This is a genomic window from Pseudomonas sp. NPDC088414 (assembly GCF_044753325.1).
In the GTDB taxonomy this organism is placed as follows: domain Bacteria; phylum Pseudomonadota; class Gammaproteobacteria; order Pseudomonadales; family Pseudomonadaceae; genus Aquipseudomonas.
The window spans coordinates 1-24,116 of sequence record NZ_JBIVMY010000026.1 but is presented as its reverse complement, the minus strand read 5'-3'; the positions used below and the strand labels follow the sequence as shown (position 1 = coordinate 24,116).

General features: G+C 54.6%; 22 protein-coding genes, 1 tRNA gene and 5 pseudogenes. 10 read left to right on the top strand and 18 right to left on the bottom strand.

Going from position 1 to position 24,116, the window contains the following annotated elements:
- Window positions 1-154: 154 nt before the first annotated feature.
- Complete coding sequence (locus ACIP8I_RS20080) at window positions 155-1,105, bottom strand: GlxA family transcriptional regulator (RefSeq protein WP_400763302.1); 951 nt, start codon at window positions 1,103-1,105, stop codon at window positions 155-157.
- Between the two features lie 212 nt (window positions 1,106-1,317).
- On the opposite strand from ACIP8I_RS20080, the gene ACIP8I_RS20075 reads away from it, so the two are divergent.
- Window positions 1,318-2,040, top strand: a complete 723-nt coding sequence (locus ACIP8I_RS20075) for a pirin family protein (RefSeq protein WP_400763300.1) — start codon at window positions 1,318-1,320, stop codon at window positions 2,038-2,040.
- Between the two features lie 49 nt (window positions 2,041-2,089).
- Here ACIP8I_RS20075 and ACIP8I_RS20070 read toward each other — a convergent pair whose 3' ends face one another.
- Window positions 2,090-2,506, bottom strand: a complete 417-nt coding sequence (locus tag ACIP8I_RS20070) for a hypothetical protein (protein WP_400763298.1) — start codon at window positions 2,504-2,506, stop codon at window positions 2,090-2,092.
- A gap of 249 nt (window positions 2,507-2,755) precedes the next feature.
- Entirely contained in the window at window positions 2,756-3,631 is an 876-nt protein-coding gene (locus tag ACIP8I_RS20065; protein ID WP_400763296.1) for a LysR family transcriptional regulator, read from the bottom strand.
- 173 nt (window positions 3,632-3,804) lie between these two features.
- Between ACIP8I_RS20065 and ACIP8I_RS20060 the strand changes: the two genes are divergently transcribed.
- Entirely contained in the window at window positions 3,805-4,803 is a 999-nt protein-coding gene (locus ACIP8I_RS20060) for an NAD(P)H-quinone oxidoreductase (RefSeq protein ID WP_400763294.1), read from the top strand.
- Between the two features lie 109 nt (window positions 4,804-4,912).
- Window positions 4,913-5,857, top strand: a complete 945-nt coding sequence (locus tag ACIP8I_RS20055; RefSeq protein ID WP_400763293.1) for an alpha/beta hydrolase — start codon at window positions 4,913-4,915, stop codon at window positions 5,855-5,857.
- Here the strand turns inward: ACIP8I_RS20055 and ACIP8I_RS20050 are convergent.
- The gene (locus tag ACIP8I_RS20050; RefSeq protein WP_400763291.1) at window positions 5,854-7,665 is read right to left on the bottom strand and encodes an ABC transporter ATP-binding protein; all 1,812 of its coding nucleotides are present in this window, start codon (window positions 7,663-7,665) and stop codon (window positions 5,854-5,856) included. The two genes, ACIP8I_RS20055 and ACIP8I_RS20050, sit on opposite strands and share 4 nt — an antisense overlap.
- Window positions 7,666-7,865: 200 nt before the next feature.
- Here ACIP8I_RS20050 and ACIP8I_RS20045 point away from each other — a divergent pair, with 200 nt between their 5' ends.
- Window positions 7,866-8,279 (top strand): VOC family protein, encoded by a 414-nt coding sequence (locus ACIP8I_RS20045; RefSeq protein ID WP_183780942.1) that lies wholly within the window; start codon window positions 7,866-7,868, stop codon window positions 8,277-8,279.
- A gap of 57 nt (window positions 8,280-8,336) precedes the next feature.
- On the opposite strand, the gene ACIP8I_RS20040 is transcribed toward ACIP8I_RS20045, so the two are convergent.
- A complete protein-coding gene (locus ACIP8I_RS20040; RefSeq protein WP_400763288.1) occupies window positions 8,337-8,666 on the bottom strand; it encodes a hypothetical protein in 330 nt (109 codons plus the stop codon).
- A gap of 167 nt (window positions 8,667-8,833) precedes the next feature.
- Here ACIP8I_RS20040 and ACIP8I_RS20035 point away from each other — a divergent pair, with 167 nt between their 5' ends.
- The 3 genes from ACIP8I_RS20035 (at window position 8,834) to ACIP8I_RS20025 (ending at window position 9,993) form a co-directional block, all read left to right on the top strand.
- The gene (locus ACIP8I_RS20035) at window positions 8,834-9,109 is read left to right on the top strand and encodes a hypothetical protein (RefSeq protein WP_400763285.1); all 276 of its coding nucleotides are present in this window, start codon (window positions 8,834-8,836) and stop codon (window positions 9,107-9,109) included.
- A 69-nt stretch (window positions 9,110-9,178) separates the two neighbouring features.
- On the top strand, window positions 9,179-9,382 hold the full coding sequence (locus ACIP8I_RS20030; protein WP_367086171.1) for a hypothetical protein: 204 nt from the start codon (window positions 9,179-9,181) through the stop codon (window positions 9,380-9,382).
- 182 nt (window positions 9,383-9,564) lie between these two features.
- Window positions 9,565-9,993, top strand: a complete 429-nt coding sequence (locus tag ACIP8I_RS20025) for a hypothetical protein (protein ID WP_400763283.1) — start codon at window positions 9,565-9,567, stop codon at window positions 9,991-9,993.
- 361 nt (window positions 9,994-10,354) lie between these two features.
- Here ACIP8I_RS20025 and ACIP8I_RS20020 read toward each other — a convergent pair.
- From ACIP8I_RS20020 to ACIP8I_RS20010, 3 pseudogenes are all read right to left on the bottom strand, one after another.
- Window positions 10,355-10,555 (bottom strand): annotated as a pseudogene (locus ACIP8I_RS20020) (SIS domain-containing protein); the annotation flags it as partial.
- 9 nt (window positions 10,556-10,564) lie between these two features.
- Window positions 10,565-10,875 (bottom strand): annotated as a pseudogene (locus tag ACIP8I_RS20015) (hypothetical protein); the annotation flags it as partial.
- A gap of 58 nt (window positions 10,876-10,933) precedes the next feature.
- A pseudogene (locus ACIP8I_RS20010) lies at window positions 10,934-11,148 on the bottom strand (tail assembly protein); the annotation flags it as partial.
- Window positions 11,149-11,260: 112 nt separating this feature from the next.
- Here ACIP8I_RS20010 and ACIP8I_RS20005 point away from each other — a divergent pair.
- Window positions 11,261-11,512: a hypothetical protein gene (locus ACIP8I_RS20005; RefSeq protein WP_400763281.1), complete on the top strand. Its 252-nt coding sequence runs from the start codon at window positions 11,261-11,263 to the stop codon at window positions 11,510-11,512.
- On the opposite strand, the gene ACIP8I_RS20000 is transcribed toward ACIP8I_RS20005, so the two are convergent.
- Window positions 11,490-11,708 carry a hypothetical protein gene (locus ACIP8I_RS20000; RefSeq protein ID WP_367085121.1) on the bottom strand — a complete coding sequence of 73 codons (219 nt, stop codon included), beginning with the start codon at window positions 11,706-11,708 and terminating at the stop codon, window positions 11,490-11,492. The genes ACIP8I_RS20005 and ACIP8I_RS20000 overlap by 23 nt on opposite strands.
- Window positions 11,709-12,124: 416 nt before the next feature.
- Between ACIP8I_RS20000 and ACIP8I_RS19995 the strand changes: the two are divergent.
- Window positions 12,125-12,250, top strand: a pseudogene (locus tag ACIP8I_RS19995) (integrase); the annotation flags it as partial.
- An 878-nt stretch (window positions 12,251-13,128) separates the two neighbouring features.
- On the opposite strand, the gene ACIP8I_RS19990 reads toward ACIP8I_RS19995, so the two are convergent.
- From ACIP8I_RS19990 to ACIP8I_RS19980, 3 genes are all read right to left on the bottom strand, one after another.
- Window positions 13,129-15,621, bottom strand: coding sequence for an NERD domain-containing protein (locus ACIP8I_RS19990; protein WP_400763278.1), 2,493 nt, complete (start codon window positions 15,619-15,621; stop codon window positions 13,129-13,131).
- A 206-nt stretch (window positions 15,622-15,827) separates the two neighbouring features.
- Window positions 15,828-16,706 (bottom strand): TIGR02391 family protein, encoded by an 879-nt coding sequence (locus ACIP8I_RS19985; protein WP_400763276.1) that lies wholly within the window; start codon window positions 16,704-16,706, stop codon window positions 15,828-15,830.
- A gap of 361 nt (window positions 16,707-17,067) precedes the next feature.
- A complete protein-coding gene (locus ACIP8I_RS19980; protein WP_400763274.1) occupies window positions 17,068-20,460 on the bottom strand; it encodes a TM0106 family RecB-like putative nuclease in 3,393 nt (1,130 codons plus the stop codon).
- Between the two features lie 239 nt (window positions 20,461-20,699).
- On the opposite strand from ACIP8I_RS19980, the gene ACIP8I_RS19975 reads away from it, so the two are divergent.
- Entirely contained in the window at window positions 20,700-21,635 is a 936-nt protein-coding gene (locus ACIP8I_RS19975; RefSeq protein ID WP_177105192.1) for a 5'-nucleotidase, read from the top strand.
- A gap of 168 nt (window positions 21,636-21,803) precedes the next feature.
- Here the strand turns inward: ACIP8I_RS19975 and ACIP8I_RS19970 are convergent, their stop codons facing one another.
- The 6 genes and pseudogenes from ACIP8I_RS19970 to ihfA all read right to left on the bottom strand — a co-directional run.
- Window positions 21,804-22,265 carry a hypothetical protein gene (locus ACIP8I_RS19970; RefSeq protein WP_400763271.1) on the bottom strand — a complete coding sequence of 154 codons (462 nt, stop codon included), beginning with the start codon at window positions 22,263-22,265 and terminating at the stop codon, window positions 21,804-21,806.
- 329 nt (window positions 22,266-22,594) lie between these two features.
- Window positions 22,595-22,990 carry a hypothetical protein gene (locus tag ACIP8I_RS19965; protein ID WP_400763268.1) on the bottom strand — a complete coding sequence of 132 codons (396 nt, stop codon included), beginning with the start codon at window positions 22,988-22,990 and terminating at the stop codon, window positions 22,595-22,597.
- A 79-nt stretch (window positions 22,991-23,069) separates the two neighbouring features.
- A complete protein-coding gene (locus ACIP8I_RS19960; RefSeq protein ID WP_400763266.1) occupies window positions 23,070-23,312 on the bottom strand; it encodes a hypothetical protein in 243 nt (80 codons plus the stop codon).
- Window positions 23,313-23,545: 233 nt separating this feature from the next.
- A tRNA-Pro gene (locus ACIP8I_RS19955) sits at window positions 23,546-23,622 on the bottom strand.
- 87 nt (window positions 23,623-23,709) lie between these two features.
- Entirely contained in the window at window positions 23,710-24,066 is a 357-nt protein-coding gene (locus ACIP8I_RS19950) for a MerR family transcriptional regulator (RefSeq protein ID WP_003179985.1), read from the bottom strand.
- Window positions 24,047-24,116, bottom strand: a pseudogene (gene ihfA, locus ACIP8I_RS19945) (integration host factor subunit alpha); the annotation flags it as partial. The pseudogene ihfA and the gene ACIP8I_RS19950, both read right to left, overlap by 20 nt.

Genomic DNA, 24,116 nt, shown 5'->3' with positions numbered 1-24,116 from the left:
TTCCAGCGCCAGCGCGCGCGGGCAGCATGCCCTCGGCGTCCAGCACTTCTCCCTTCCAAGCGTTGCCGTTTATCTTGGCAGCTGCAGGTGACGGCACAACCTCCGTACGGGGCGCAACACGGACATCCGGATGCACCGCACGGACACAACCGCTCTAGCTGAACTGCTGGCGGTATTGTGCCGGGGTCAGACCGAGCTTTTCAGCGAACAGAAAACGCATGTGGCGCACACTGCCGAAACCACTTTTGTAGGCCACGGTCTTCAACGGCAGTTCGGTGGTTTCCAGCAGATTACGCGCGCAGTCAATGCGGGCGTTTTGCAGAAACTCCATCGGCGTCATGTTCACATCCCGCGCGAACAGCCGCGCAAAGTGCCGGGTGCTCATGTTCGCCAGCCCCGCCATGCGCTCGACCGTAAACGCTTCGTCGAGGTGTTCCAAGACATGGTTCTGCACCCGGGTGATCGCGGTTTCCTGTGGTGCCACCGCGGCCATCAACGGACTGAACTGCGCTTGCCCGCCCTGCCGTTTCATCACCACCAGCAGCACCTTGGCCACGTCCTGGGCGACTTTTTTCCCGTGATCCCGGGCAACCACGGCCAACGCCAGATCGATGCCGGCGGTCACGCCTCCCGAAGTGATCAGATTGCGGTCTTCGGTGTAGATCTGATCGGTCTCCACCCGCGCCTCGGGGAACGCCTTGATCAGCCGCTCGGTGTAGTTCCAGTGCGTGGTCACGCGATAACCGTCGAGCAGCCCGGCATGCCCGAGCACAAAAGCCCCGGTGCAGATCGAACCGTAGCAACCAGCCTGCCCCACCGAGCGTTGCAACCAGGCGAGCAGCGCCGGATGTTTTTCGTTATAGGCGCCCGGTCCACCCGGTACCAGCAGCAGGTCGAAGGCCTGGGCCGGGTCGTCGATATGAGAGTCGGTCTGTACCTGTACGCCATTGGAAGCCCGCAGCATCCCGCGTTCGGTACCCAAGGTGATCAGTTGGTAGTGATCTTCGGCTTTCAAGTAGCGATTGGCGACCGAAAACACCTCCATGGGGCCGGCCATGTCGAGCAGAAGAAAGTCGGGAAACAGCACCATTGCCACGGTTTTCATAGGTGAACATCACTGAAATCAAGGAAAAGGAAGCAGGCCTCGCATTATGGCCAAGTGCGTAAAGAGCGGCGAAAAGAATGCGTGATCGACTCCGCAAAACTGTCAACCTGAGCAGGACAGTATTTCAATTTCCACCTACTTATTGCCCCAAACGATTAACAGTAACCTTCTCCTCACTCGGACGAATCAACGTCCTGCAAGGAGAATTCATCATGCTGACCCTTCGCAAAGCTTCCGACCGCGGCCTCGCCAATCATGGCTGGTTGAAATCCTTCCACACCTTTTCCTTTGCCAGCTACCGCGACCCGCGTGAACAGGGTTTTTCCGACCTGCTGGTGATCAACGATGACCGCGTGGCGGCCGGCAAGGGTTTCGGCCAGCATCCGCACCGTGACATGGAGATCTTTTCCTATGTGCTTGAAGGCGCGCTGGAGCATAAAGACACCTTGGGCACCGGTTCGGTGATCCGCCCCGGTGACGTGCAACTGATGAGCGCCGGCAGTGGCGTGGCCCACAGCGAATTCAACCATTCGGCCACCCGGCCGGTGCACTTTCTGCAGATCTGGATCGTGCCGGAAGTGGCCGGCGCCAAGCCGCGCTACCAGCAAGAGCACTTCAGCGCGCAGAAAAAACGCGGTCGCCTGCAACTGATCATCTCGCCGGACGGCGCTGATGGCTCGCTGAAAGTACGTCAGGACGCGCGTGTCTACGCCGGCCTGTTCGACGGCCAGGAAAGCGCGACGCTGAAACTGCCGGCCAGTCGTTATGCCTACGTGCATGTGGCGCGTGGCAGCGTAGAGCTCAACGGCGTGCAACTGCAGGAAGGTGACGGCGTGCGGATTCGTGAAGAACAGGCACTGACCCTGAGCAATGGCGTGGATGCCGAAGTGCTGGTGTTCGATCTGCGGCCGCAGGAGTTGCCGCAAATGCCATGAGGCAGGGTTTTATCATCTGCAAAAACGGCCTTCATATGAAGGCCGTTTTTTATTGTGGTGGTGGCGGCGTTGGCAACTCCGGCGATTTGGGTGTGTGGGCATCCTTGCCCGCCTGGACCGCCGCTAGGGTGGTTTGTATAGCTACGTACATGTTGGCTTGATTGGCGTAATAGGCCCCAACGACGATGGTGACTATTCCAAGTAACTGGACGGCCGTTGCTGCCCAGACGTTGGCCTTGACGGTGGCGCCCTGCCTTGCTGCTTCCTGCGCGCCGTCGGCGATTCTGCGCATCTCTTGCGTAATCAAGTCGTAGCGTTTGTCTCGTTCGACTTGAGTTTTGTCCCGTTCTCCCTGAACAGATAAAAACCCGTCAATTTTCATTGATACCGCGTCCAGTCGAGCATCCATTCGTGTCTCGATGGTCTCGATCCTGGCATTGAATTCTTCTCGACTGATGGCGCCCATGACTTGCGTACTCTGACCGTTACCCGTTATGTCACTGCTTTGAAAGTGACTGAATTCCCTGGCTTCCAATTCGACACCTTTATCGGGCTACCGATACCGTCCGTGGTATGTCACTCCAGTGCAAGCGTGCGGCCTCGCACCAGCCTTTGGCAACGATAGCCCCCGGTCCTTCGGCCTACAAGCCAGCGAATTCTGCGTCCGGCGTAGGCCATTTCGTCAGACCTTGTGAGTTCGCCTAGAAAACGCGCCTTACTCGTTTTCCGACGCAAACACTTCGACGATCTGCTCGATCACCGCCCTCACCCGCGCCGTATGGCGCAGATCCGCATGGGTCACCAACCACACTTCGTACGGTTGCGGGCGGGTACGCTGTGGCCAGAGCCTGACCAGACCGTCGCGCTCGCCCATGTACACCGGAATTTCTCCTACACCAATACCCGCAGCAATCGAGCGCCGCATCAACAGGCTGGAACCGAGGCTGGCGACGATTCGCCCGCGACTGATCGGCTCCCCCACCAGGTTCAGGTCCCGATTGCTCTGCAGATACGGTTGATAAACCACCAGGTCATGCCCGGCGAAAGCACTGCCGGGCTCGGGTTCGCCATTGGCGTCGACGTAAGCCTTTGAAGCGAATAACCCGGTTGGCCAGCGCGCGATGCGCCGGGCGATCAGGTCCGGATTGTCGGGCCGGGTGTTGCGTACGGCGATATCCGCCTCGCGCTTGGCCAGACTGAGGATCTGCGTGGAAGCGTCCAGTTGCACGCGCACGTCCGGATGCAGTTCGTGCAGGCGGGCGATGGCCGGGATCAGGAAATCGATGGCCAGCGAATCGGTGGTGCTGACCCGCACCGTGCCGGTCAGGCGATCATCCAGGCCCTGAATCTGCCGCTCAAGCTCAAGCGCCGAGTGTTCCATTTTCTCCACCGACCTGAGCGCCGCTTCGCCTACCGCAGTCAGGGCGTAGCCCTCGGACGTGCGCAGGAACAGCGTCGCGCCGAGGGACTTTTCCAGCGCAGTGATCCGCCGCCCGACGGTGGCTTGATCCACATTCAATACTCGCGCGGCCCCGCGCAGTGTCGACTCGCGACAGACGGCGAGAAACACCCGTGCGTCATCCCAATTCATCTGATCTCCTGCCGATGCAAATTTGCATCACTATGCCGCCAAATCGCTGCGTTAAAGCGGCAACGATAGCCGATATCCTCACCACTGTTCTCATGCCTTGAATGCTTTTGCAGGGAATCATTGCCCCCCCTTTGAACTCCCACCTACAGACCTCCTACGCAACAGGACCGGATATGACACTGCCCAGCGAAATGACCCGTATCGAAATCATTCAACCCGGTGGCCCCGAAGTCTTGCAGGCCAAACACGTGCCCCTGCCCGTCGCTGCAGCCGGGGAAGTGCTGATCCGCGTGCATGCCGCCGGGATCAACCGTCCCGATGCCCTGCAGCGGGCCGGCAAGTATCCGATGAAGCCGGGCATGAATCCGATCCCCGGTCTGGAAGTGGCCGGCGAAGTGGTGGCGCTGGGTGCCGGTGTCAGTCAGTTTGCGCTGGGGGACAAGGTCTGCGCGCTGACCAATGGTGGCGGTTACGCCGAATACTGCAACGTCCCGGCCGGGCAAACCTTGCCGATCCCCGAAGGACTGGATTGGGTGCAGGCCGCCGCTATCCCGGAAACGTTCTTTACCGTTTGGGCCAACCTGTTTGGCCTCGGCCACGCCCAGCGTGGTCAGCGCGTGCTGATCCACGGCGGCACCAGCGGCATCGGCACCACCGCGCTGATGCTCTGCCGCGAATTCGGCATCGAAGCCTTTGCCACCGCCGGCAGCGTCGATAAATGTGCGGCAATCAGCAAACTGGGTGGGCAGCCAATCAATTATCGCGAGCAGGATTTCGCCACGGTCATCGCCGAAAAAACGGCTGGCCAAGGGGTGAACGCGATCCTCGACATCATGGGCGCCTCGTACCTCAACGGTAATGTCAGCGCGCTGGCGATGGATGGCCGATTGGTGATGCTGGGTTTTCTCGGTGGCGGCAAAGCCAACGACATCGACCTGCTGGCGATCATGGCCAAGCGCGCGGTGATCACTGGTTCGCTGCTGCGTGCGCGAACCGCTGAGGAAAAGGCCGAGATTGCCGGGCAATTGCGCGAACATGTGTGGCCGGCGCTGGCCGCCGGACGCTGCCTGCCGATCATCGACAAGGTTTACTCGCTGAACGACGCGGCCCAGGCACATGCACGCATGGAAGGTGGCGACCACATCGGCAAAATCGTCCTGCGCGTGGATTGAGCTGCAGCATTTTGAAATCGTTGCGAGTAGACGGTGGTCGAAAAAATCACGCGCAGACCGAGCCTTCTGGTAAAAAGCCTTCTTTGTCTGCGCTGTGGTGAACCGTTTAATGTTCCTGTCCTTCATGACTCGTTTGCGCCGCCGCCGTCTGGCGTTCGCCTGCATGGCTGCGCTGATCATTGGCGTGCCGACGAGTTGTGCGGTGCTCGAACACACCGAGCGCAAACTGCTGTTTCGCATCGAACCGGGCACGGCCGGCTGGTATCACGGCTTGCCGGGCAGCGTGCAGGAACTCGACTTGCAGCCCAAGAGTTTCAAGGCCGGGCAGAATATTCATGCCTGGTGGTGGCCCGCAGAACGGCCGAACGCTCCAGCGATTCTCTATCTGCACGGCGTGCGCTGGAACCTCACCGGGCAGCTGTTCCGCATCGAGCAGTTGCGCGCGGCCGGCTACTCGGTACTGGCCATCGACTACCGTGGTTTCGGCCAGAGCAAGGGTGACCTGCCTTCGGAAAGCAGCGTGTACGAAGACGCCCGTGTGGCGTGGGAACGCTTCAAACTGCTGCAGCCCGACCCGAGCAAACGCCTGATCTACGGTCATTCCCTGGGCGGTGCCGTGGCGATTGATCTGGCCGCCGAACTCGGCCAGGACGCTGCTCGGGACCATACCCCGCTGCCGGTCAAAGGCCTGGTGATCGAGTCGACGTTCACCTCTCTCGCCGACGTGGCCGCCGCCGTGGCCAATACTTCGCTGCCGGTGCGCTGGCTGCTGTCGCAGAAATTCGACTCCATCGACAAGATCGCCGAAATTCACATGCCACTGCTGGTGGTGCACGGCATGGCCGACGCGTTCGTGCCGCCGCGCTTCAGCGAGCAGCTGTTCAACGCCGCCCAACCACCGAAACGACTGCTGCTGGTGCCAGGCGCCACTCATAACAACAGCATGGCGCTGGGCGGGCAGAATTATCGCAAGGCGATCGACGCGCTGATGCAATCAAAACCCGCGCCGCGCGTGGCCGGCCCCGCACTGGTACGCAACGCGCAGAACTCCTAGCGATAGCCGCGAGCCTGCAGATCGAACAGTTTGGCGTAGTGTCCGTTGGCGGTGATCAGGCTGTCGTGAGCGCCCTGCTCGAGTATCCGTCCGCCTTCCAGCACCATGATCTGATCGGCGTTGCGCACACTGGAAAAACGATGGGAAATCAGCAGGGTCATGCGCCCTTCGGTGTGCTGGCTGAAATGCTCGAACACTGCCGCTTCCGCTGCCGGATCCAGCGCCGAGGTCGGTTCGTCGAGAATCAGGATGTCGGCATCGCGGCGCATGTAAGCCCGGGACAAGGCAATCTTCTGCCATTGCCCGCCCGATAACTCCTGACCGCCAGCAAACCAGCGGCCCAGCTGCGTGGCATAGCCACGGTCGAGGCTTTCAATGAACGGCGCGGCCATGCCTTCCGCCGCTGCGGCCTGCCAGCGCGATTCATCGTTGAACGCCGAGGTATCGCCCACGCCAATATTTTCGCCCACGGTGAACTGGTAGCGAATGTAGTCCTGAAAAATCACCCCGATACGCCGCCGCAACGTGTTCTCATCCCAATCCTGCAAATCGCTGCCATCAAGCAGGATGCGTCCCTGGTCGGGCCGATACAGGCGCGTCAGCAATTTGATCAGCGTGGTCTTGCCTGAGCCGTTTTCCCCCACCAGCGCCACACTCTTGCCCGGCACCAGGTGCAGGTCGATGCCTTCCAGTGCAGAACGGCTGGCCCCCGGATAACGGAAACCGACGTTTTCAAAGCGCAGGCCATCGCCCGGTTGCGCGCCGACGGTGAGATGGCCGGAATCGGCCAGCACCGGTTCGGCCAGATATTCGTACAGATTCGACAGATACAGACCGTCTTCGTACAGGCCGCTGATCGCACTCAGACTGCTGCCGACCGCGCTCTGCCCCTGCTTGAACAACACCAGGTACATGGTCATCTGGCCGAGACTGATATTGCCATGCACTGCATCGATCACCACCCAGGCATACGCCAGGTAGAACGCTCCGGTGCCGAGCAGTCCGAGGCCGAACCCCCAGCCATCGCGACGCAATGTGAGGCGCCGATCCTCGGCGTAGAGCTTGGCAAAAGTGTCCCGATAGCGCTGCAGCAGCAACGGCGCAAAGCCGAACAGCTTGACCTCTTTGATATAGGCCTCGTGGGACAGCAAGGTTTCGATGTAATTTTGCTGCCGACTCTCCGGGGCCCGGCGAGTGAACAAGCGGAAAGCGTCGCCGGAGAAATGCGCCTCGGCAAAGAACACCGGCAACGCGCCGATCACCAGCAACAGCAGTGCCCACGGCGAAAAATGCACCAGCAGCACACCGAAGCTGATCAGCATGATCAGGTTCTGGATCAGCCCCAGCGACTTCATCACCAACGCCAGCGGCCGGGTCGAGGCTTCGCGGCGTACGCGCACCAGCTTATCGTAGAACTCGGAATTCTCGAATTGCACCAGCGACAGCGTCTGCGCCTTTTGCAGAATCAGCGTGTTGACCTTTTGCCCCAATTGCACTCGCAACAGTGATTGTTGCACCGACAGCGCCCGTTGCGTACCGGATAACAGCGCCAGTACCCCCGCTTCCATCAACACGTAACGCAACACCGGCCACAGCGCTGCATCGCCCTGCTGCGCGTGCAACTGCATCGCTGTCACCACCGCATCGACAATGCGCTGACCCAACCACGCGGCGAGCGCCGGCAGAACCCCCGCAATCAAGGTCGCCAGCACCAGGCCCAGAAACAACCCGCGTGATGTTGCCCAGACCAACAGCAAGGCGCGCCGGGCCTGATCAAACAAAGCGTGGAAGCGGGAAATCAAAGGCATGCCAGATTAAGCTCGAAAGGTCATACAGGTGCCATGGTACTCCGCAGGTTTTATCCGTGCTGAAGCGCGGCGTTTTCAGAAGAAAAACATCTGGAAAACTCTGGCCGTTGCGACGTCCAATGCTTTGCTATGGTTTAACCGCCTTTCGCGGAACCTGGCGAACATCGCCTCTCTCCGCGCCTACTGTCAGGAACGCCGCCATGCGAATCAATCCTTACCTTATCTTCAACGGCAACTGCCGCGAGGCTTTCACCTTTTACGAACAAGCCTTGCAGGGCAAACTCGAAGCAATCATGACCTTCGGCGAAACACCCGCCGCCGAACACGTACCGAAAGAGCATCATCATCTGGTGATCCACACCTGCCTGAAAGTCGGCGACCAGATGATCATGGCCTCGGACACCACGCCCGACCGGCCAACCGGCGGCATGAGCGGTTGTTCAATATCGCTTAACGTCGACAGCGTTGCCGAAGCCGAGCGGGTATTCAATGCGCTGGCCAAGGACGGTCGCGTCGACATGCCGCTGGAAGCGACGTTCTGGGCCGCCCGCTTCGGCATGCTGGTCGATCGCTTTGGCGTGTCGTGGATGGTCAATTGCGAGACAGACAAGTAGCGCTGACGGTTCGTCAGGCATGAAAAAGCCCAACCGCTTCAGGCTGGGCTTTTTGATTTATCGCTGGGCCAGCTCATGCCGCACGCATTGTTCGTAATAGGTCTGCTTGACCGCCGCCGGCTTGAGCTTCGACGAGCTGTTGTAGGTCTGCTCGGTAATCCCCATCGCCGTCATGCGCATCCACGGCTGCTGGAACTTGCGTACCTGCAACTGCTTGCGCGCGCCATACAACGAAATCCCCGACAGTTTCGACTGCTGCGCCCCGGCAGCGATGTCCGAGCCCCAGGTACAGGCGAACCGGTGACTCTTGCTCAACTCCCTCGCTTCAGTGGCCGAAGCGAAGGCAGCCAGGGAAAGCGTTGCAACGGTTATGACAATCGTCCGCATATAGCCAACCTAACCTTTTGAAAAAAGGCGATTTTGCCCGGTAAGGAAAAACCTGGGGGCCAGCAATTTGCCGCATTTGCGCAGAGACAACCGTTCGTCCAACCGCCAGCACCTTGGCGCGACTGACGCCTCCAATGCGGTACACCCCTCAGCGCAAGGCCAAAAAAATGAACAAGAAGATTGCAACCCTGACGTTTGCATGCCTGATGCTGGCTGGCTCTGGCTTGACTCTGGCAAGCGAGAAAGCAGGATCAGCCGCGCCGCCCACGGCCATTCCGGGCGTGAATCAATCCAGCAACAAATCCGAATCCAACGAAGAAAAAGCCAACAAGAAAGGTGAAGAAGCCTCGGGTTCGAATTCGGGTGCAGAATCGAAAGAAACCGAGAAAGACGCGGCAACTTCCAGCGACTCGGAAGATATTCAGAGCAAGCCGAAACAGTAACCACTGGATTGAACGGCAATGAACGCCGATCATGCTGGGGATTGCCAATACCCTCAGATGAATGACCGTATGCCCAGTAAAGAAGCGCAACCCCAGACATCAGCGACCGCCGCTGACATCGAACGCTCAATCCAGGCCCTGAACAAAATGGCGGAACGTTTATGGGGCGATGGCCGAGAGGCAGAAGCGAAGGCGCTTCTGGATGCACTGGATGCATTGAACCGGGCGCTGGACCGGATCAGGATTGGTGAGAGTCGCAGGGTTCTGCATTGAGGCGTGCTGCGCGCATTCTCCAATCGTACCAGAATTGGATTCCCTCGACGTCCAGAGACAGTCCGCTGAACGGATGGATGCTGTCGAGCATTTTGCGGTGTCAATGTTGTAACTGCTCCGACTTGAGAGGGTGCTACCGGCATGGTCAAATGAGTAATGGCCTTTTGCTACGGTAATCTCACTTGAAACAGTATCGCGGAATAATCATATTTTTTTCGGCAATGACTTTGCTCTTTATCCTGGTACAGGTATGGCACGCAAAATCTGGCCCGGAAGAGAAAAAGCAGGAGCGGGAGCGCCAACTCAAGGGGCTCGCGCTCATCATGAGTGTCCAGTCCGGAAAAGTATCTGACGATTCAATTCGTGCCGATTCTGTGACCTACAGCGATGAAGTCATGCGTATCTCTTACACACTCACAAAAGTTACGAAAGACGAAATCGATTCTGATGAATTCACCAAAGACGCAAGAGCGCTTGCAGCTACTGCCTTCTGTAATGAAAAAGGTTTGGGACAGTTCGTGAAATCGGGTCTTGCCATTGACCTCCTCTACAAAGATTCAACCAGCTCACCGGTAGTCGAGTTTCAGATAGGCAAATCCGACTGCCTCTGAAGCCCCTCCCTGAAGCCCGCCTCTCTCGCGGGCTTTTTTCTGCGTGTCGTACCGCAGTGAGTCCGCGCAACTAGTCATCAATTTCCCGACCTATCCCGAATGCACTCGCCTCCGCGCCCAACGGCAACCAGCGGAGCGAACGAGTGCATCCGAGTTTTGTTGCATCAATACCCCCGCCCCGAACGGGTAAAGAGCTGTCATGGAATGCCTCGGCCAGGGCGTCCTGGGGGATCCCTTTCGGAGTTATCCGCGAACACGCATGCGAGGCTGAATGGCCAGGAGCGTTTCGGACGTCGCCTCGTACTTCAATGAAAACGTCCAGCCTTTTAAACCCTTGGTGCGTACAGTTCCAGGCGCTGAGACCCGCCTGGGTTAGCAGGGTCAGGTCGGACTCTCGCACCAACGAGCTGATGCTGACGTTGCAAATGGCCAAGCTGGCGAGAAATCCGAGTTCTTTGGCATTACGCAGGGCGGCCAGGGTGTCGGCTGTTTCGCCAGACTGGGATATCGACACGAACAGTGTGTCAGGCTGAACCGCAACTTTGCGGTAGCGGAATTCGGTAATAAGCGCCCATGGCGAATCGCTGCGCAACTCGATGTTCAGCGAGGTCTCGTTCTCCACGGACGGCATGCCCGGGATGTAGGCCTGATCCACCGAGCCCGGGCGCCAGCCCCACTTCACGTTCGGGATGTTGTAGTTGCCGCTGGCATCGCGGATCGGCGTGTTGTCCAGGTAGATGTCGTAATCGGTTGGGACACTATCAAACTCGCCCTCGCCCACGGCGATCAGCAGCTTTAGGCTGTCGCTGGCTTCTACCGGCGACTTCGGCTTGCTGCTGCCGCCCTCTCGCCGTAGATCTCGATCTGTTGCGCTGCGCCCATGCTTTCCTCCAGGCATAAAAAAACCGCCTCGCGGGCGGTTGGTTTACTGCTGTTCTGCTTACACTTTGTCTTCAGCCAGGATCGAGGCCGAGATGATCATCCCCCCCATCGACGCTCGCCGATGCAGATCGGTACCGGTTTGCCGCTCGCTGTTGTGGTTTTGGCGCTGCCAAAGGTGTAGGACGGTGAGTTTTCAGGAGATGCGCTTTGCGACAAACCCTTTACCTGCGGACTCAGCATCTGAATTACGCCACCCGCAGTTGAGGCGATACCCCCGCGATCAATGCCGCGCCTTGAGCCGTAGTAGATCCGTAGGCGAAAAACCCACGGCGATAAGCACAATGCTCAAAACAGCGTCGAGAAGTTTACGGTTGAGGTCGCCGGGGTGTTCAAGCCCGACCTGAGGCGTCAGATCAAAGAACACGGTTTCAACAACCAGCAGGAGGCGTATCAGAACCTGTTGCGGAATGTGATCGCCGCGGAGTTCGGAACTGCGGCATTGATGCTCAGGAGTGTCACGACACCTTTTATTATTGTTGGAAAGGTGTCGCAGGAGTTCCGCAACGAAAGCTTGCGAATCCTGCACGACTCACCCGGTGAGCCAGAGGACGAAATTATTTGCCCGCAATTGCTTTGAACTGATCCCAAGCACCTGCCAGCTCTTTTCGAGCGTCGGCGACATGAGGCTGATCCAGCTCCACGAACTGGCTGTAGCGCTGAATAATCTCACGAGACTCTTGTTGCAATGTGCCTTGATCGATACCAAGTTTTTTGGCTGCAGCAAACGTTGCGACAAGCGCCTGCTCCAACGCAATTTCACGATTAGTAGCCATGTCCCCCTCCATCGGCCTCATGCCGAAGGGAAAACATAACCGAATTGACACGATAGTGCCATCAAACTGTGCCAGCACGGTCACACAAGGAGGTGCATGGCACCAGTTGAAGGTAGCTGCGTGAGACGAATCACCAAGCGTGCCCACCACCGAGGCCGACAGACCTGGCTGGACTTGTCCGACCAGCGGAATTGAAGAGGTAGGCCATGGCCAAGAGCAATGCGGAACGGTCAGAGAAAGCCGCAGCGAAGAGGAAATCAGGCTGCAGCCTTCCCGGCACGTGAAAAATAACTGGAATGTCAGCCAAGCCCAATCTTGTGAGCAGCGCTTCAATGGACCTCTGTGATAACTCTTGATTTGGTGTTGGCCTCAAATGAATAGCCTTAATCGCTTTTATATCAGACTTCTTTTTAACGAAAGACGGTCAGAGGATCGCCGGCCACGCCAGCGCGCTCATGACGAAGAGCTTCCAGAAAGACCACGCAGAAATCGTCTGGTCAGAGGCAATCCCTGACCTGAATATCAGCGAAATCACCGGGTAGTTTTGCGCAAGTTTTGCGCGGATTTTGTGCAAGCACAAAAAAGCCGATCTGGATGATCGGCTTAAGTGTCTGATTTTATTCAGGAAATATGGTCGGGACGGAGTGATTCGAACACTCGACCCCTAGCACCCCATCTTCTTTTTTATACTTCTTGAAAGCTTCCAAAATTTCACTCTGGATTTTTCTAAGCAAGTATTAACTTGAGCTCCAGCGGTGTTCTGCTCTACGAAAGTCTAGGAACGTCCATCAAGAGCCGGCATTTTTGTGGGGGGAAAAGTAGGGGTAGTCCGTTTTATGGCTAAAATCACCATCAGTGAAAGACTGCATGTACGCATTCGTAAGCGTCACCGTTGCGGAACTGTTCGAAAAAGTATGGCAAATGCCCATGGTCAAGTTAGCCCACGACATTGGTGTTTCCGACGTCGCCGTCGCCAAAGCTTGCTGCAAACCCGGCATCCCTCTCCTTGGCCTGGCCGTGGCCCTCTGGGGCCAAATCGGAAAAACAACTGCAACGCAAACCCAAACCCAAACTTCCTCAGGTCGAAGGCAATGTCCGATTCCAGGTGCTCGACCGTGACACCTCGCTCGCCACGACTGGCACTGATTTGAACTCACCTATAGTCCGGGGAACGTTTGAAGCCCCCTATCAATTAACCGAGCCTCACGCGCTAGTGAGTCAATGGCTAAAGAGCGCAAAAACGTCGAAGCTCATGGACGGCTACCTCGATTAGCCGAGATAACAGAGCCCCCCAACACAGGAGTCGCCAGGCATGCGGTCTAGGACCTCTGACATTGACTTCGAACGACCATAACTCCCCTCACCTACCCCTGGGAGCAGCACTAAATTCTCTACCAGCCACCATCTGCGCACATCCTCATTAATCATTGGCATACCGCTTAGGTACTGGTGCATCTACATCTTCCACGGGCTGATATAGCTTTTTACCAATTCTGACCACATAACCTTTCTGCTTGAAAGTGGCGAAGGCGCTCGCAACAATTGAACGCCACTCTGCTAGCGAAATCTGCTCCAATTCCCTGTAGCGATAGTAAATCTCATCCGCGAGAACATCTACCGACATAGTTGTCTTAGGCAAGCAGACTGCGATCCTGGATTGTGCAAACACGAACGCGGTCGCATACAGGTTTCGTCCGGAAGGTAATTGGACCAAGAGGATATTGCTTCGAACTTTATTTTTATTCGCGCGCATCAGTGCTGCTACTGCTGCCACCTCTAAAGGAAGATGGGGTCGCAACTGTAGAGTCTGATGTGTCGGCAGCCTCGAGGTGATCACTGCATCATACAAAGAAATTTGGTCGATGATATCCTGATCGGGCGGCAACAACCTGCTCTCCACCGTATAGCAAAGTGCACACTTGATTTTCGCAGTATCACTGTGCGGAGTAAGGGAACCGCATGCCTTGCACTCTTCCATAGCCAGAGAATAATGACCACACGATTCAATCTCTCCATTTAACTCGGGCACAACCATGTAAAATTTAGTGAGCGTATCTCCATACCATATAAATATAGGATGAGAGATAGTTCGGGACAGATAATTAACCCATAGTACGAGTTGAGTTTCGTGCGCTTTAAATTCAACCAGCATCGCCCCCCAATCCCCAGCCCACATTACATCCAAGCTCTTCATGCCCAAGGGTCTAATAGAAGTGCAACGCGCCACCATATTCCTAATGCGAAGCGGGACTTGGGCTTTTTTCAAAATCGCTGCACTTTCAGGCTTCCCCTGCAACCGCGATTGAAAATCCAGACGGCCTTTCCATTGACGATTATGAGCATTGTAAATAGCTACAAACTTCGTCGTTGCGCGGGAGTAGGCGCTGAAAAGCTCGGCTGTATCTAATGCTTCAGCGCCCAAAACAATAACAACGGCAGCTTCTAAACCACGAAATTTCGCTATATTTTCAGTAGCTAGTTTCTCAGCTTTCAAAAAATCAAAATACTGCCTATCAATTATCGACCCTGTCAAAACGACGATATTCTCAGAACCAACGCCACCCGCGACTAGTTCAGACTTAATACGTAGAAGCTCCTCACAGGGGGTCAACGTGATGATTTCAAGCGCAGTTTCCGGTTCAGCTACTCGTGGTGAGGACAACTGGATCTTGGGAGGAACTACCTCTGAAAGAATTTCGGTAACTGCTTTCGGCATGCGTAAGATGATCGAAAGCGGAAAAGCAGCTACTCCTAAAATCTCCGTCAAGCCGTCTAAGGTCACGCCGTTGCGTTCGAATTTGAATACTTGAGTTTCGTCGCAGAAAAATGCTTTTGGCTTCCCATCAAACCAACTTACAAGCGTCTTGCACCAAGATTCTGCTAAGGCTTGCGATTCATCTACGACAAGGGCGTCATACTCTCCTAGCAATCCCTTGTTAATAGCGATATCGAGATCTTCTAAACACTTGACCTTATACCACTCCTCCCCCTCCGATAAATGATTCAGCGCATTTGCTGCTTGACGGCAGAGACCGTGCCAAGTCATCACTGTGCAGGTTCGATAGCCTTCAAGCTGCGCACGAATATGCTCAGTGAGCCGTGCATTGAATGAGAGGACCAATACCCGCTTGCCCTCCACCGAGAGTTTCCTCGCAGCCTCGATAGCTATCAAGGTTTTCCCAGTACCTGGCCAGCCCGTGATCAGTGAGTCCTTGTTCCTCAGCACAGAACGGACGACCAAACTTTGCTCGCTTGTTAACTGAAGCCAAACTTTATTGTCATAGCGAATTCGACTCGCCCACCGAGGCTGACCATCAATTTTTGGCGCAAGGTAGTCGATCAGCTCTTGGGTTCTGGAAGGACCCAAATCAGAATTTCGAAGTGCTCTCTTCCAATACTTCATGAGGTCTATGATTTTCTGAGCGACGTCAGGGTACGCCTCAAAATCTATATAGAGCGACTGAGGCGGATTGGATTGGGTATCGTACATTCCTGGGATATTAGATCGATCAAAATCCGAATCAGGAAAAACAAACCCGTATCCGATTTTCAGGCCTAGTGCCGGGTCAGCACCAAGCCACGACGCGAATCCATGGACATTTTTTTTGGTTTGACTGAGCGGGTCTATCTTGTAGCCATTGCGGACATGTACAAAGAAAGAATTCTCGATTCGATAAACACCACTCTTAACCTCAAGGGCTAAGACCCCATCTTCTGGATGGACTATCAGAAAATCAATCTCTCCTGTCGGCCTCGCTCGTTTGTCGAGCTTGCTTACTGCGGAGCACAACCATGGCAGGCTATGGATTACGGTGTATTCGTCAGGTAGCTGGGATTTGAGGACTGAGTACAGGTGACGCTCACCGTAGCTTTCAGTGTGGTGTGGTCCATGCTCCGGAATCATCCTTGCCATCTACAACGCTCGCTTTTTCTAATCTATGACACTTGGACGCGGCGATGATAGCACTTTGAAGTTTAGACACGCGCCAGTAGAGCTGCCAATGGAATCGACCACATCGCCCGGACAGCACCGACAGCCCTTCGCCAAGACGGTCAGTTTAAGGCAAAGAGGTGTCTACGAAACCTGGGGCGATTCATAACCAGCGCTTACTCCGCTCCTCATTCAGAGGAGACGACGTTGGTGATCCGCTCCACCGCCGATGCTTCCAAGAGATAGAGCTGGTTGATCAGCATGAACTCGCGCACGGCTTCCTGGGGATTGCAGAGGATTTCACGGTGAGCCCGGGGATTACGGTAGGCAAGAAAAACCGCCACGAACAGTCCCGCTTTTCCTGCCTGCTCGCCGCCGTCCAGATCGTTCCAGTGGAGCAGGGACTTGTCGCCCTCAAAAGCTTTCTTGAACAGATGAGTGCCACTCTTGTCGTAAATGCCTACTCTATCTCTGACAATGTCTTCTAATCGACGAAAGGCGGTATTAATCGCTGAGTCCGGACTCTCAAGGAGGCTGATCGCCAACTCTACAAGTCTCTCGTCGAGAAGCCCTAAATTGATAGCAGCAGGAAAGCATTGCTGAACATCACGGACGTCAGTTTCTTGCGGCAAATTTGGTTGTCGTAGGATGTAGTCGTAGAATCTAGTTGGACGAATAGGGCGAGATTTTTCCAGTCTTTCCAAATCAGATGAAAGTAGGCATCCAGCCTCAATCCGATGCTTCATCGCTCGATCGATGTCGTACTCTTCAATCTCTACTCTATGCAGTTGTAGGATCTTCAGAGCGGTGGAAAGCCCACTCGGCCCCTCTCCTGAATACCCCGACGTGAAGCCTGTCTTTATAAGCACCTGTCGCGCAGGGAATATACTTAGTAAAAAACTATGCTCACCAATGCTTCCATCGAACCAAGATAAAATCCAGGCTGACTTGATCTGCTCGCCAGAGTTGATGATATTCACGATGGCGTCGATGGAGTTCTGAGTAATTCCAGAACTACCGTGATACTCAATCCCGGCAACTTTGCTGATATCTACCGTTTTCCTCATTTCCACTCCCTGACAATTGGAATTTAGCTTATTGTAGTGTCGGACCGAACTGAATGGTTCCCTGTAAATAGTCAGGTGAGATATGAGAGTACCGCATCATCATCGGCAACGAGGCGTTACCCGCAAACATTCTATACGTCTCGAATTGCTCACCTTTAATGATGAAGTGGCTATCTGCATAGCGTCACCGTCCTTCAATATGACATCTACTTTCCCGAAGATTTTTGCCCACAATATAGGACGTCAGCAGAGGCTGAATCACTGGCCGGATAAACCCAAGCCAGCGTTCAAAATAACTTGACCACTGTATCCATTACCTTGCGCGGCGTGCCCCTCAGAAGTCAGGGTTAGTACGCTCTTCTCATATTCTCATCGCAAGTTCATCGTACCGACAGAAAGCATTGGCGAGTTGCATCTGGCGGGGTGTTCGGCATTGAGCCTCAAACAATGTAGGCGACGCAACGAGTACACAAACACATTTCGCACGTGATGTAGCGACATTCAGTCGGTTTAGGCTGTAGAGAAACTCCATTCCACGCGGTGCATCGACGTAGCTTGATGTTGTCATCGAGTAAATAACGATCGGTGCTTCCTGTCCTTGGAATTTGTCGACCGTTCCGATCCGAGCTCCCGAAATGCGATCCTGTAGCTCGAACACCTGCGCATTATAGGGAGCAATGATTAGTATATCTTGAAGCGATATCAGTCGCTCAACACCATGCCTGTCGATCCAGGTCGTGCCTGACGCAAGGATTTCCTCCACGAGCGTTCGAACGCAATCAGCCTCTTCCGGCGAGGAACTCTGATTGCCTTCAGAAAGGACTGCAACATAGCGGAGGCCTGAACCATTGAGGCGTCCGGGTGAGCGAATTGCTTGAACCTCCAATCCTGGGCGAGGATGAAGACGCCCCTCGTAGAATAGTTCGGACGTATAGGAGCAAATATCCGGATGAAGACGCCATGTCTCCGCAAGAAAAAGACCTCGGTCAGGCGCAATCGTCTGCTCTTCACCAAGAATATGATGCAGAGCTGAAACATCAGTGCCTTCTGGATGACTACCCTGCATCGGCTGATCGAGTTGTTGCGGATCGCCTAGCAACACAACGCTATTCGCCGCTTGTGATACCGCAATTACATTCGCAAGCGCCATTTGCGCCGCTTCATCAATAAACAGTACATCTACGGAGTGTGCTGCATCAGGCAACGCCCACAGCCAAGCAGTCCCTCCTGCCACATTTGCTCTGCTGCCGATGGCGCTTAGCAAATCAGCATTACTTTTTACAAACCGCAATCGCTGCTGATCTGGTTCCATCTCCGAAGGTTTTTGAAAGCAGCAAACTTCAATTCCCATTTCTTCAGAAGCCTTCACAACTCCATCGAGAAGATTGCGGATGACCTTGTGGCTATTGGCAGTTACTCCAACAGTCTTCCCGGTTTGTACGAGAGAACAGATCATGCGTGAGCCTGTGTGCGTCTTGCCGGCACCTGGCGGCCCTTGGATTGGAAGCAGTCCACTTTCGATATGTGCCGCAACACGGAGTGCGGCATCTAGGGCAGGCTCACCATCATGCTGGATCGGTTGATTGCCTATACGAGGGGGCAGACGCATCAGAAGATCACGAGCGGCCTGAAAGGGTCCGCCTCCCTCCATCCCATGAGCAACGACATGTTCGCCGATGCGAACAAGCGCATTGGCGAGGACAGTAGTATTAATAACTGTGTGGGAAAAAACTGCCTCAGGATGAATATTTGCACTGTCCCCTCTTTTCTTAATATCGACCCAACGTTCATCCAGAGAAATTGCGTCGACGCTGCCTAGCTTCCTGCCTCCTAAAGTGTGCAAATCCTCACTGCCGCGCATCTCCGTTTCTTGAGGAGGGAAGCTGTAGCGATGAATGGGGGCCTTAGCGGTTCCCCCATTCACACCCACAAATGTTAGACCTGAAAGTCCAGCTCGCTCGTCGAGCAAATCTTCTGCCATAAGGTCGGAAAGGCGAAAATACTCCCACCAAAGCGCCTTCTGTTCTCTGCGGTGCCAGTCGAGCGAATGCGCGAGAATCCATCGAGCATGCTCCTCGGCCGTGCGCTCCGCCGCATCAGTAGGAACCCCGTCCGTCAACCGTTCGATAAGCCCATTGATCTTCTCTTGCCATTCACCAAGGGCCTCGCTTGGCACGCTCTCAGGCACTTCCGGTCGGAGAATGATATTGCCAACATCGATCAAATTGGTGCGCCGTATTTCTAACCAGTCCCGAAGGCGCCATGTAGATACGCAGTCATCTCGGTTGTATCCAGTCACAACATAACGATCAGCATCACTGATGAATGCTAAATCTCCCAGCTCAAGACATGCTTGAACCTTAGCAAGGGCCATGTTTGCTTCTGAAAGCGCTGTATCTCGGATGAAACCATATAAGGGCTCAAGCTTTTTGATCGAGTAACTTTCCACGCTCGCTCGTAGCCCATTTCGTATCACGCTGTAAAGGTCAACAAAGCGTTTAGAGCGCAAAAGAGCATCAATCTCTTCCTCACGACTTGCATGCCGCCCCATCAACCGTTTTAGAGCAGCCGGCTCATAGGGTGCGAAATGGTAAATGTGCAGATCCGGGTATTGCTCCTGTCGAGCGATGACGAAGTCGATGAAACGCTCGAAATTCAGTTTTTCCTCCTCACGAGATAGCGCCCAGTCAACCGTGTAAGCGATGCCATTGTTACCATCAATAAAAGTATAACCAAACAGGTACTCAAGGCCGCCTTCCCCAGCAAATGGATCGCCCTCCAGATCGAAGAAGATATCCCCGACTGAGGGTTCGGGTAGGCTCGCTAAACCGAATCCTTCCGTCACAGGTAAAAGTTCGTGAAGCACGTTCCCTGTGTCGCGTCCCTCGACCTGAATGCGCGCCTGCTCTCGTACCCGCTCGTACGAATGTACTGCCCCGCGCGAGGGCCTCCATGGAAGCGGAACCGGCATAGCTGCTAGATCCGTCATAGTTTCTATGCCGTGCCGCCTTAACTCATCGATATGTACTTTGGTGATTCCGGCCACAAGCGAGAGATGGTCATCCTCTCGACGTTTACGGTCGCAACGACTCTGCCAACGACAGATGTCGCAATGCTCCTTCGGTTCAGGATAGATCACCTCCCCCGCGTGCTCGATAGCAGCTACAAGGCTGCTTTTGACTCGTCGGAAGTACGCTGCGTAATCATCCATTCGATACATCTGTGGCTCATACCCGGACCATGGGGCAACTACATAGCTATGTGTCGGGCAACCCCCTTGGATGGTGCCGACTAGATCAGCGTACAAGCAAAGCTGCAAGACAGTTCCACCTTTCGTCTCACGAGCAAGCTTGGTATCGATCACCTCATAAGACCATGCTCCAAGATCGCTCTCGGCCTCTATTCGCCTGAGGACATCCGTGCGCCCCACCCAACCATTCGCGCGAAACGCGCCTTGTACTATGATCTCATCCCCAGCGAACATGGCGCTCCTTGTGCGCTCAACCGATTCGTCATCAACTCCGATACCGTCAATGAATGTCACGGATAGACCTTGGGATCGTAGGTGCTCGACAAAGCCTTGTTCATGTCGCGCGCCACGCTCCCAAAGAATCTGCAGCAATGGGTCCCAGATAGCAGGGCGTTCTAGCTCGCCATTCGCCACAGCTAAGTCAAGACTCGTTAAGTGCCGGCAGTTAAGATGCCCAACCAAGTCAGAAGCACTAAGAAAAATCGAATCGCCTTGCCTTTGCATTTGATTCTGACCTCATCAAAAGTCCATTCAGATGCTCTGTCGTCCAAATGCCAGCTCTAGTGACTTTTAGGATTAGCCAAAGCGATGCCCGCTCGTCGAGTGTAGTCAATAGTGGAAGATTCACTGTGGACAGAAAAACAGGCACTCAAACATACCCCGTCGTGCGCTACCTTAGAGCTTCATCCAGACCACACCTACAGGGAAGGTCGCGTGTACTCAATCACTCAGAGGGACATTTCATGCCCTACGATTTAGAAAATCGTCTAGTCATCGGCGTTGCATCTAGCGCCGTATTCGACCTCTCCGAGTCGGACGCAGTATTCAGAAGTCAAGGTGAGCAACACTATCGAAAATTTCAAGAAGAAAACCTGACAACTCCTTTGCCAAAGGGTATTGCGTTCTCATTCGTCAGGCGCTTGCTATCACTTAATGACCTGAGCACAGATCCCGAAAATGATCCCTTGGTGGAGGTGGTTCTACTATCCAGAAATGATCCCGACACAGGACTGCGCGTGATGAAAACCATCGAGCATTACGGTCTGGGCATCACTCGCGCTATTTTCATGCAGGGGCGTTCGCCCTATGAGTTCATTCCCGCGTTGAACATAGCCTTGTTTCTGTCTGCCAACAAAGAGGACGTAGATGCCGCGATCAAGGCTCGCTACCCTGCTGGTCAAGTGCTGGACTCAACGATCGTCGACGACGAACAGGACAACTCACTGCGTATTGCATTCGACTTCGATGGGGTATTGGCGGGTGACGAGTCCGAGGCGGTGATGCAAAGCCAAGGTCTTACGAACTTTCATGCCCATGAGGTTAAAAACGTGATGCAACCACACAATCCTGGCCCTTTGCAGGAGTTTCTCGTGCGGATGGGGAAGATTCAGGCTGCAGAAGAGCAACGCAAAAGAGCCGATCCCAGTTACGAAAATCGCTTCCGTGTTTCTATCGTCACAGCGCGCAATGCGCCTTCACATGAACGGGCTTTAAATACGCTAAAAAGCTGGGGCGTGATGGCCAATGACGCGTTTTTTCTGGGTGGTATCGAAAAAAGGAAGGTATTGGGTGTGCTAAGACCGCATATTTTCTTCGATGACCAGTCGGGCCATCTACGTTCAGCCAGCACAGTAGTGCCATCTGTACATATTCCGTTTGGAGTCACTAACGAGGTTTAAAGCTCATTGCTCGTTGATCCATTGGTCTTGCCCTTAGGCTGCTGGCTAGCACAAGGAGGATTTTCCTTCTCCAGGCTGCTGGTGCCGTGCGGGCGTTTGTTTTGATCAAGTAACGGTTTTTAAAGGCTTATAACGCTGATTGCGGCCAAGGCACGGGCCACACTTCTTTCACTGAGGGTTAGTTATCTGGCTCTCAGCACCTGATCCTGGGTTCGAGCGGTCGGCCCAAGTGAACAACGCCATTTCTACGTCTGCCACTCGCCAGCCTGTCTCTGTTGGCGCCGCCAGAAGATTACATCCCAGCCGGGCGATCTTCGCCTCATCGAGTTGCGTAACCAGGTCAGCGCAGAAGGCCTGGAATGCAACGTAGCCTCGGACCATCGAATTTTCATTACTGTCGTAAATTTTTTTAAGCAATCCGGCTTTAAGCATTGCTTCGCGTATACGCCCATCAAGGCTAGCGTGCACATCCGGCCGCAAGAACCGCAGCAGCTTCGATGCGTAGGTCAACCCGCACCCGGGGATCTGAAGCGCCGCAGTGATCGCGGCCTTTGGACTACCGATATTGGCAACTACTGGTTCGAAGATACTCAGCAGTGAAACGTTGCCCAGACCGACCTCAAATCTCATTCGGGGATCGTTCTTTCCGGCCCCCCAGGCGAGAAGCTCACGGACATAGTCCGTCGGAGCCTCAGTAATTATCGGCTGTTTAACAAGCCAACTGCCACGATCTTCTAACGACTTTATCCATGGGAAGGCGGGATATATGTCGCCCGGATACCCTCGCGCCTTGTGGTTCACGTTCGACCAGTTGTAGGCACGAAAGAAGGCAGGAAACTCATTAATATTTATGACGGACAAAATGCTTACTTAGCGCTGTCCTGCGCCGGCAAATTCTTGCTAAAAGGTAAAGTTACTCATCGACGACACCACAAGACGCCTGAGTAAGGGAATCGGTATCAATGAGACTTTGATTGGACCTTGCCATCCACCAGTGTCACCGTCATGTAGACATACACTTCAGTACCCCAAGTGTAGACCTGAACCCTCCCCGTACTTGCGGCTTCTTTACCGGGTATTTTCACGATTTCTAGTACCTCGTCATACGTCATTCCCGGTTGTATCGCTTGGTACTGCCGCTCACTGATATTAGGGCGTTGTGCCCTGATTGTTTCAGCGCTAGGGAACCCAGTCTGCGACTGGTAGTTAACGGTATTGCCGTTCCCAGAAATGACTGGACTATTTGCCCCGCTGCTACTCTGCGACACGGCGGTTCCTGGTAATACCAGCGCAGCTACTGACGCCAAAGCGCCTAAAATCCCCGCATACAAACCTATTTTTTTCATACTCACCATACGACGCTCTAAGAAAGTAAATAAATAAGGAACGTTGCCCGCAGGCACCCGAGAAGCGACGCCATGGGACGTATGAAACCTAAACGCGGATCCACTCGCCAGGATTATCTGGTAATCCGAGAACAGAAGTATCCAGCAACTCAAATGTTTTGGGGTGCAGCACCGAGCTAGTTGCATCACTTGTCAGATCATTCATCGCATGGGTAATGCTTCGATAGCTGCCCAGGCTCTCATCATCAAACACTGGGTGAAATCGCCCGTCAGTCGAGTGGGCAATGTAGAAGGTGCCAACCTGCGTCGGATACCTCAAAAGAGCTCGCATCAATTTGCCTCCCTGCATCGAGGCCAAAATGCCGTCGATCGTTAATGAGCAATGTAGAAAAAGCCACTATAAAGCCATCAAGCCTATTTCAATCCAATTAGCGCGATCAGGCAAGGGCTGGAGCAAGCCGTTCTGATAGAAGATTCCAGCAAGAGCCAGTCGTTTTGTAGGGGGAAAAGCGCTATAGAATAAAAAGGGGTCGCGAGAAAAATCTCGCAACCCCTTGAATTATATGGTCGGGACGGAGTGATTCGAACACTCGACCCCTAGCACCCCATGCTAGCGCGCTACCGGACTGCGCTACGCCCCGACTGGTTTGAAACCGCCCTTCGTCTCGAAGAGCGCTCAAGAATATATCGCAAGCTTTTGAAAACTGGAAGTATTCAAACGCAGCTTTTTATTTCTTGAGCACCACCAGTACATCTTCAAGCTCAGCGATCATCTGGCGGATCATTTGCTTGTATTGGGTGGTGTCGTCTTTGGCTTCATCGCCGGACAAACGCAAGCGTGCGCCGCCGATGGTGAACCCCTGATCGTAAAGGAGCGCGCGGATCTGCCGGATCATCAGCACGTCCTGGCGCTGATAATACCGGCGGTTTCCGCGGCGTTTGACGGGGTTGAGTTGAGGAAACTCCTGCTCCCAATAGCGCAGCACGTGCGGTTTTACCGCACACAGCTCGCTGACTTCACCAATGGTGAAATAGCGTTTGCCCGGGATGACGGGTAGTTCGTCGTTATGACTTGGTTCCAGCATAAGCCTCAACTCGGGCCTTCAACTTCTGCCCTGGACGAAAGGTGACCACA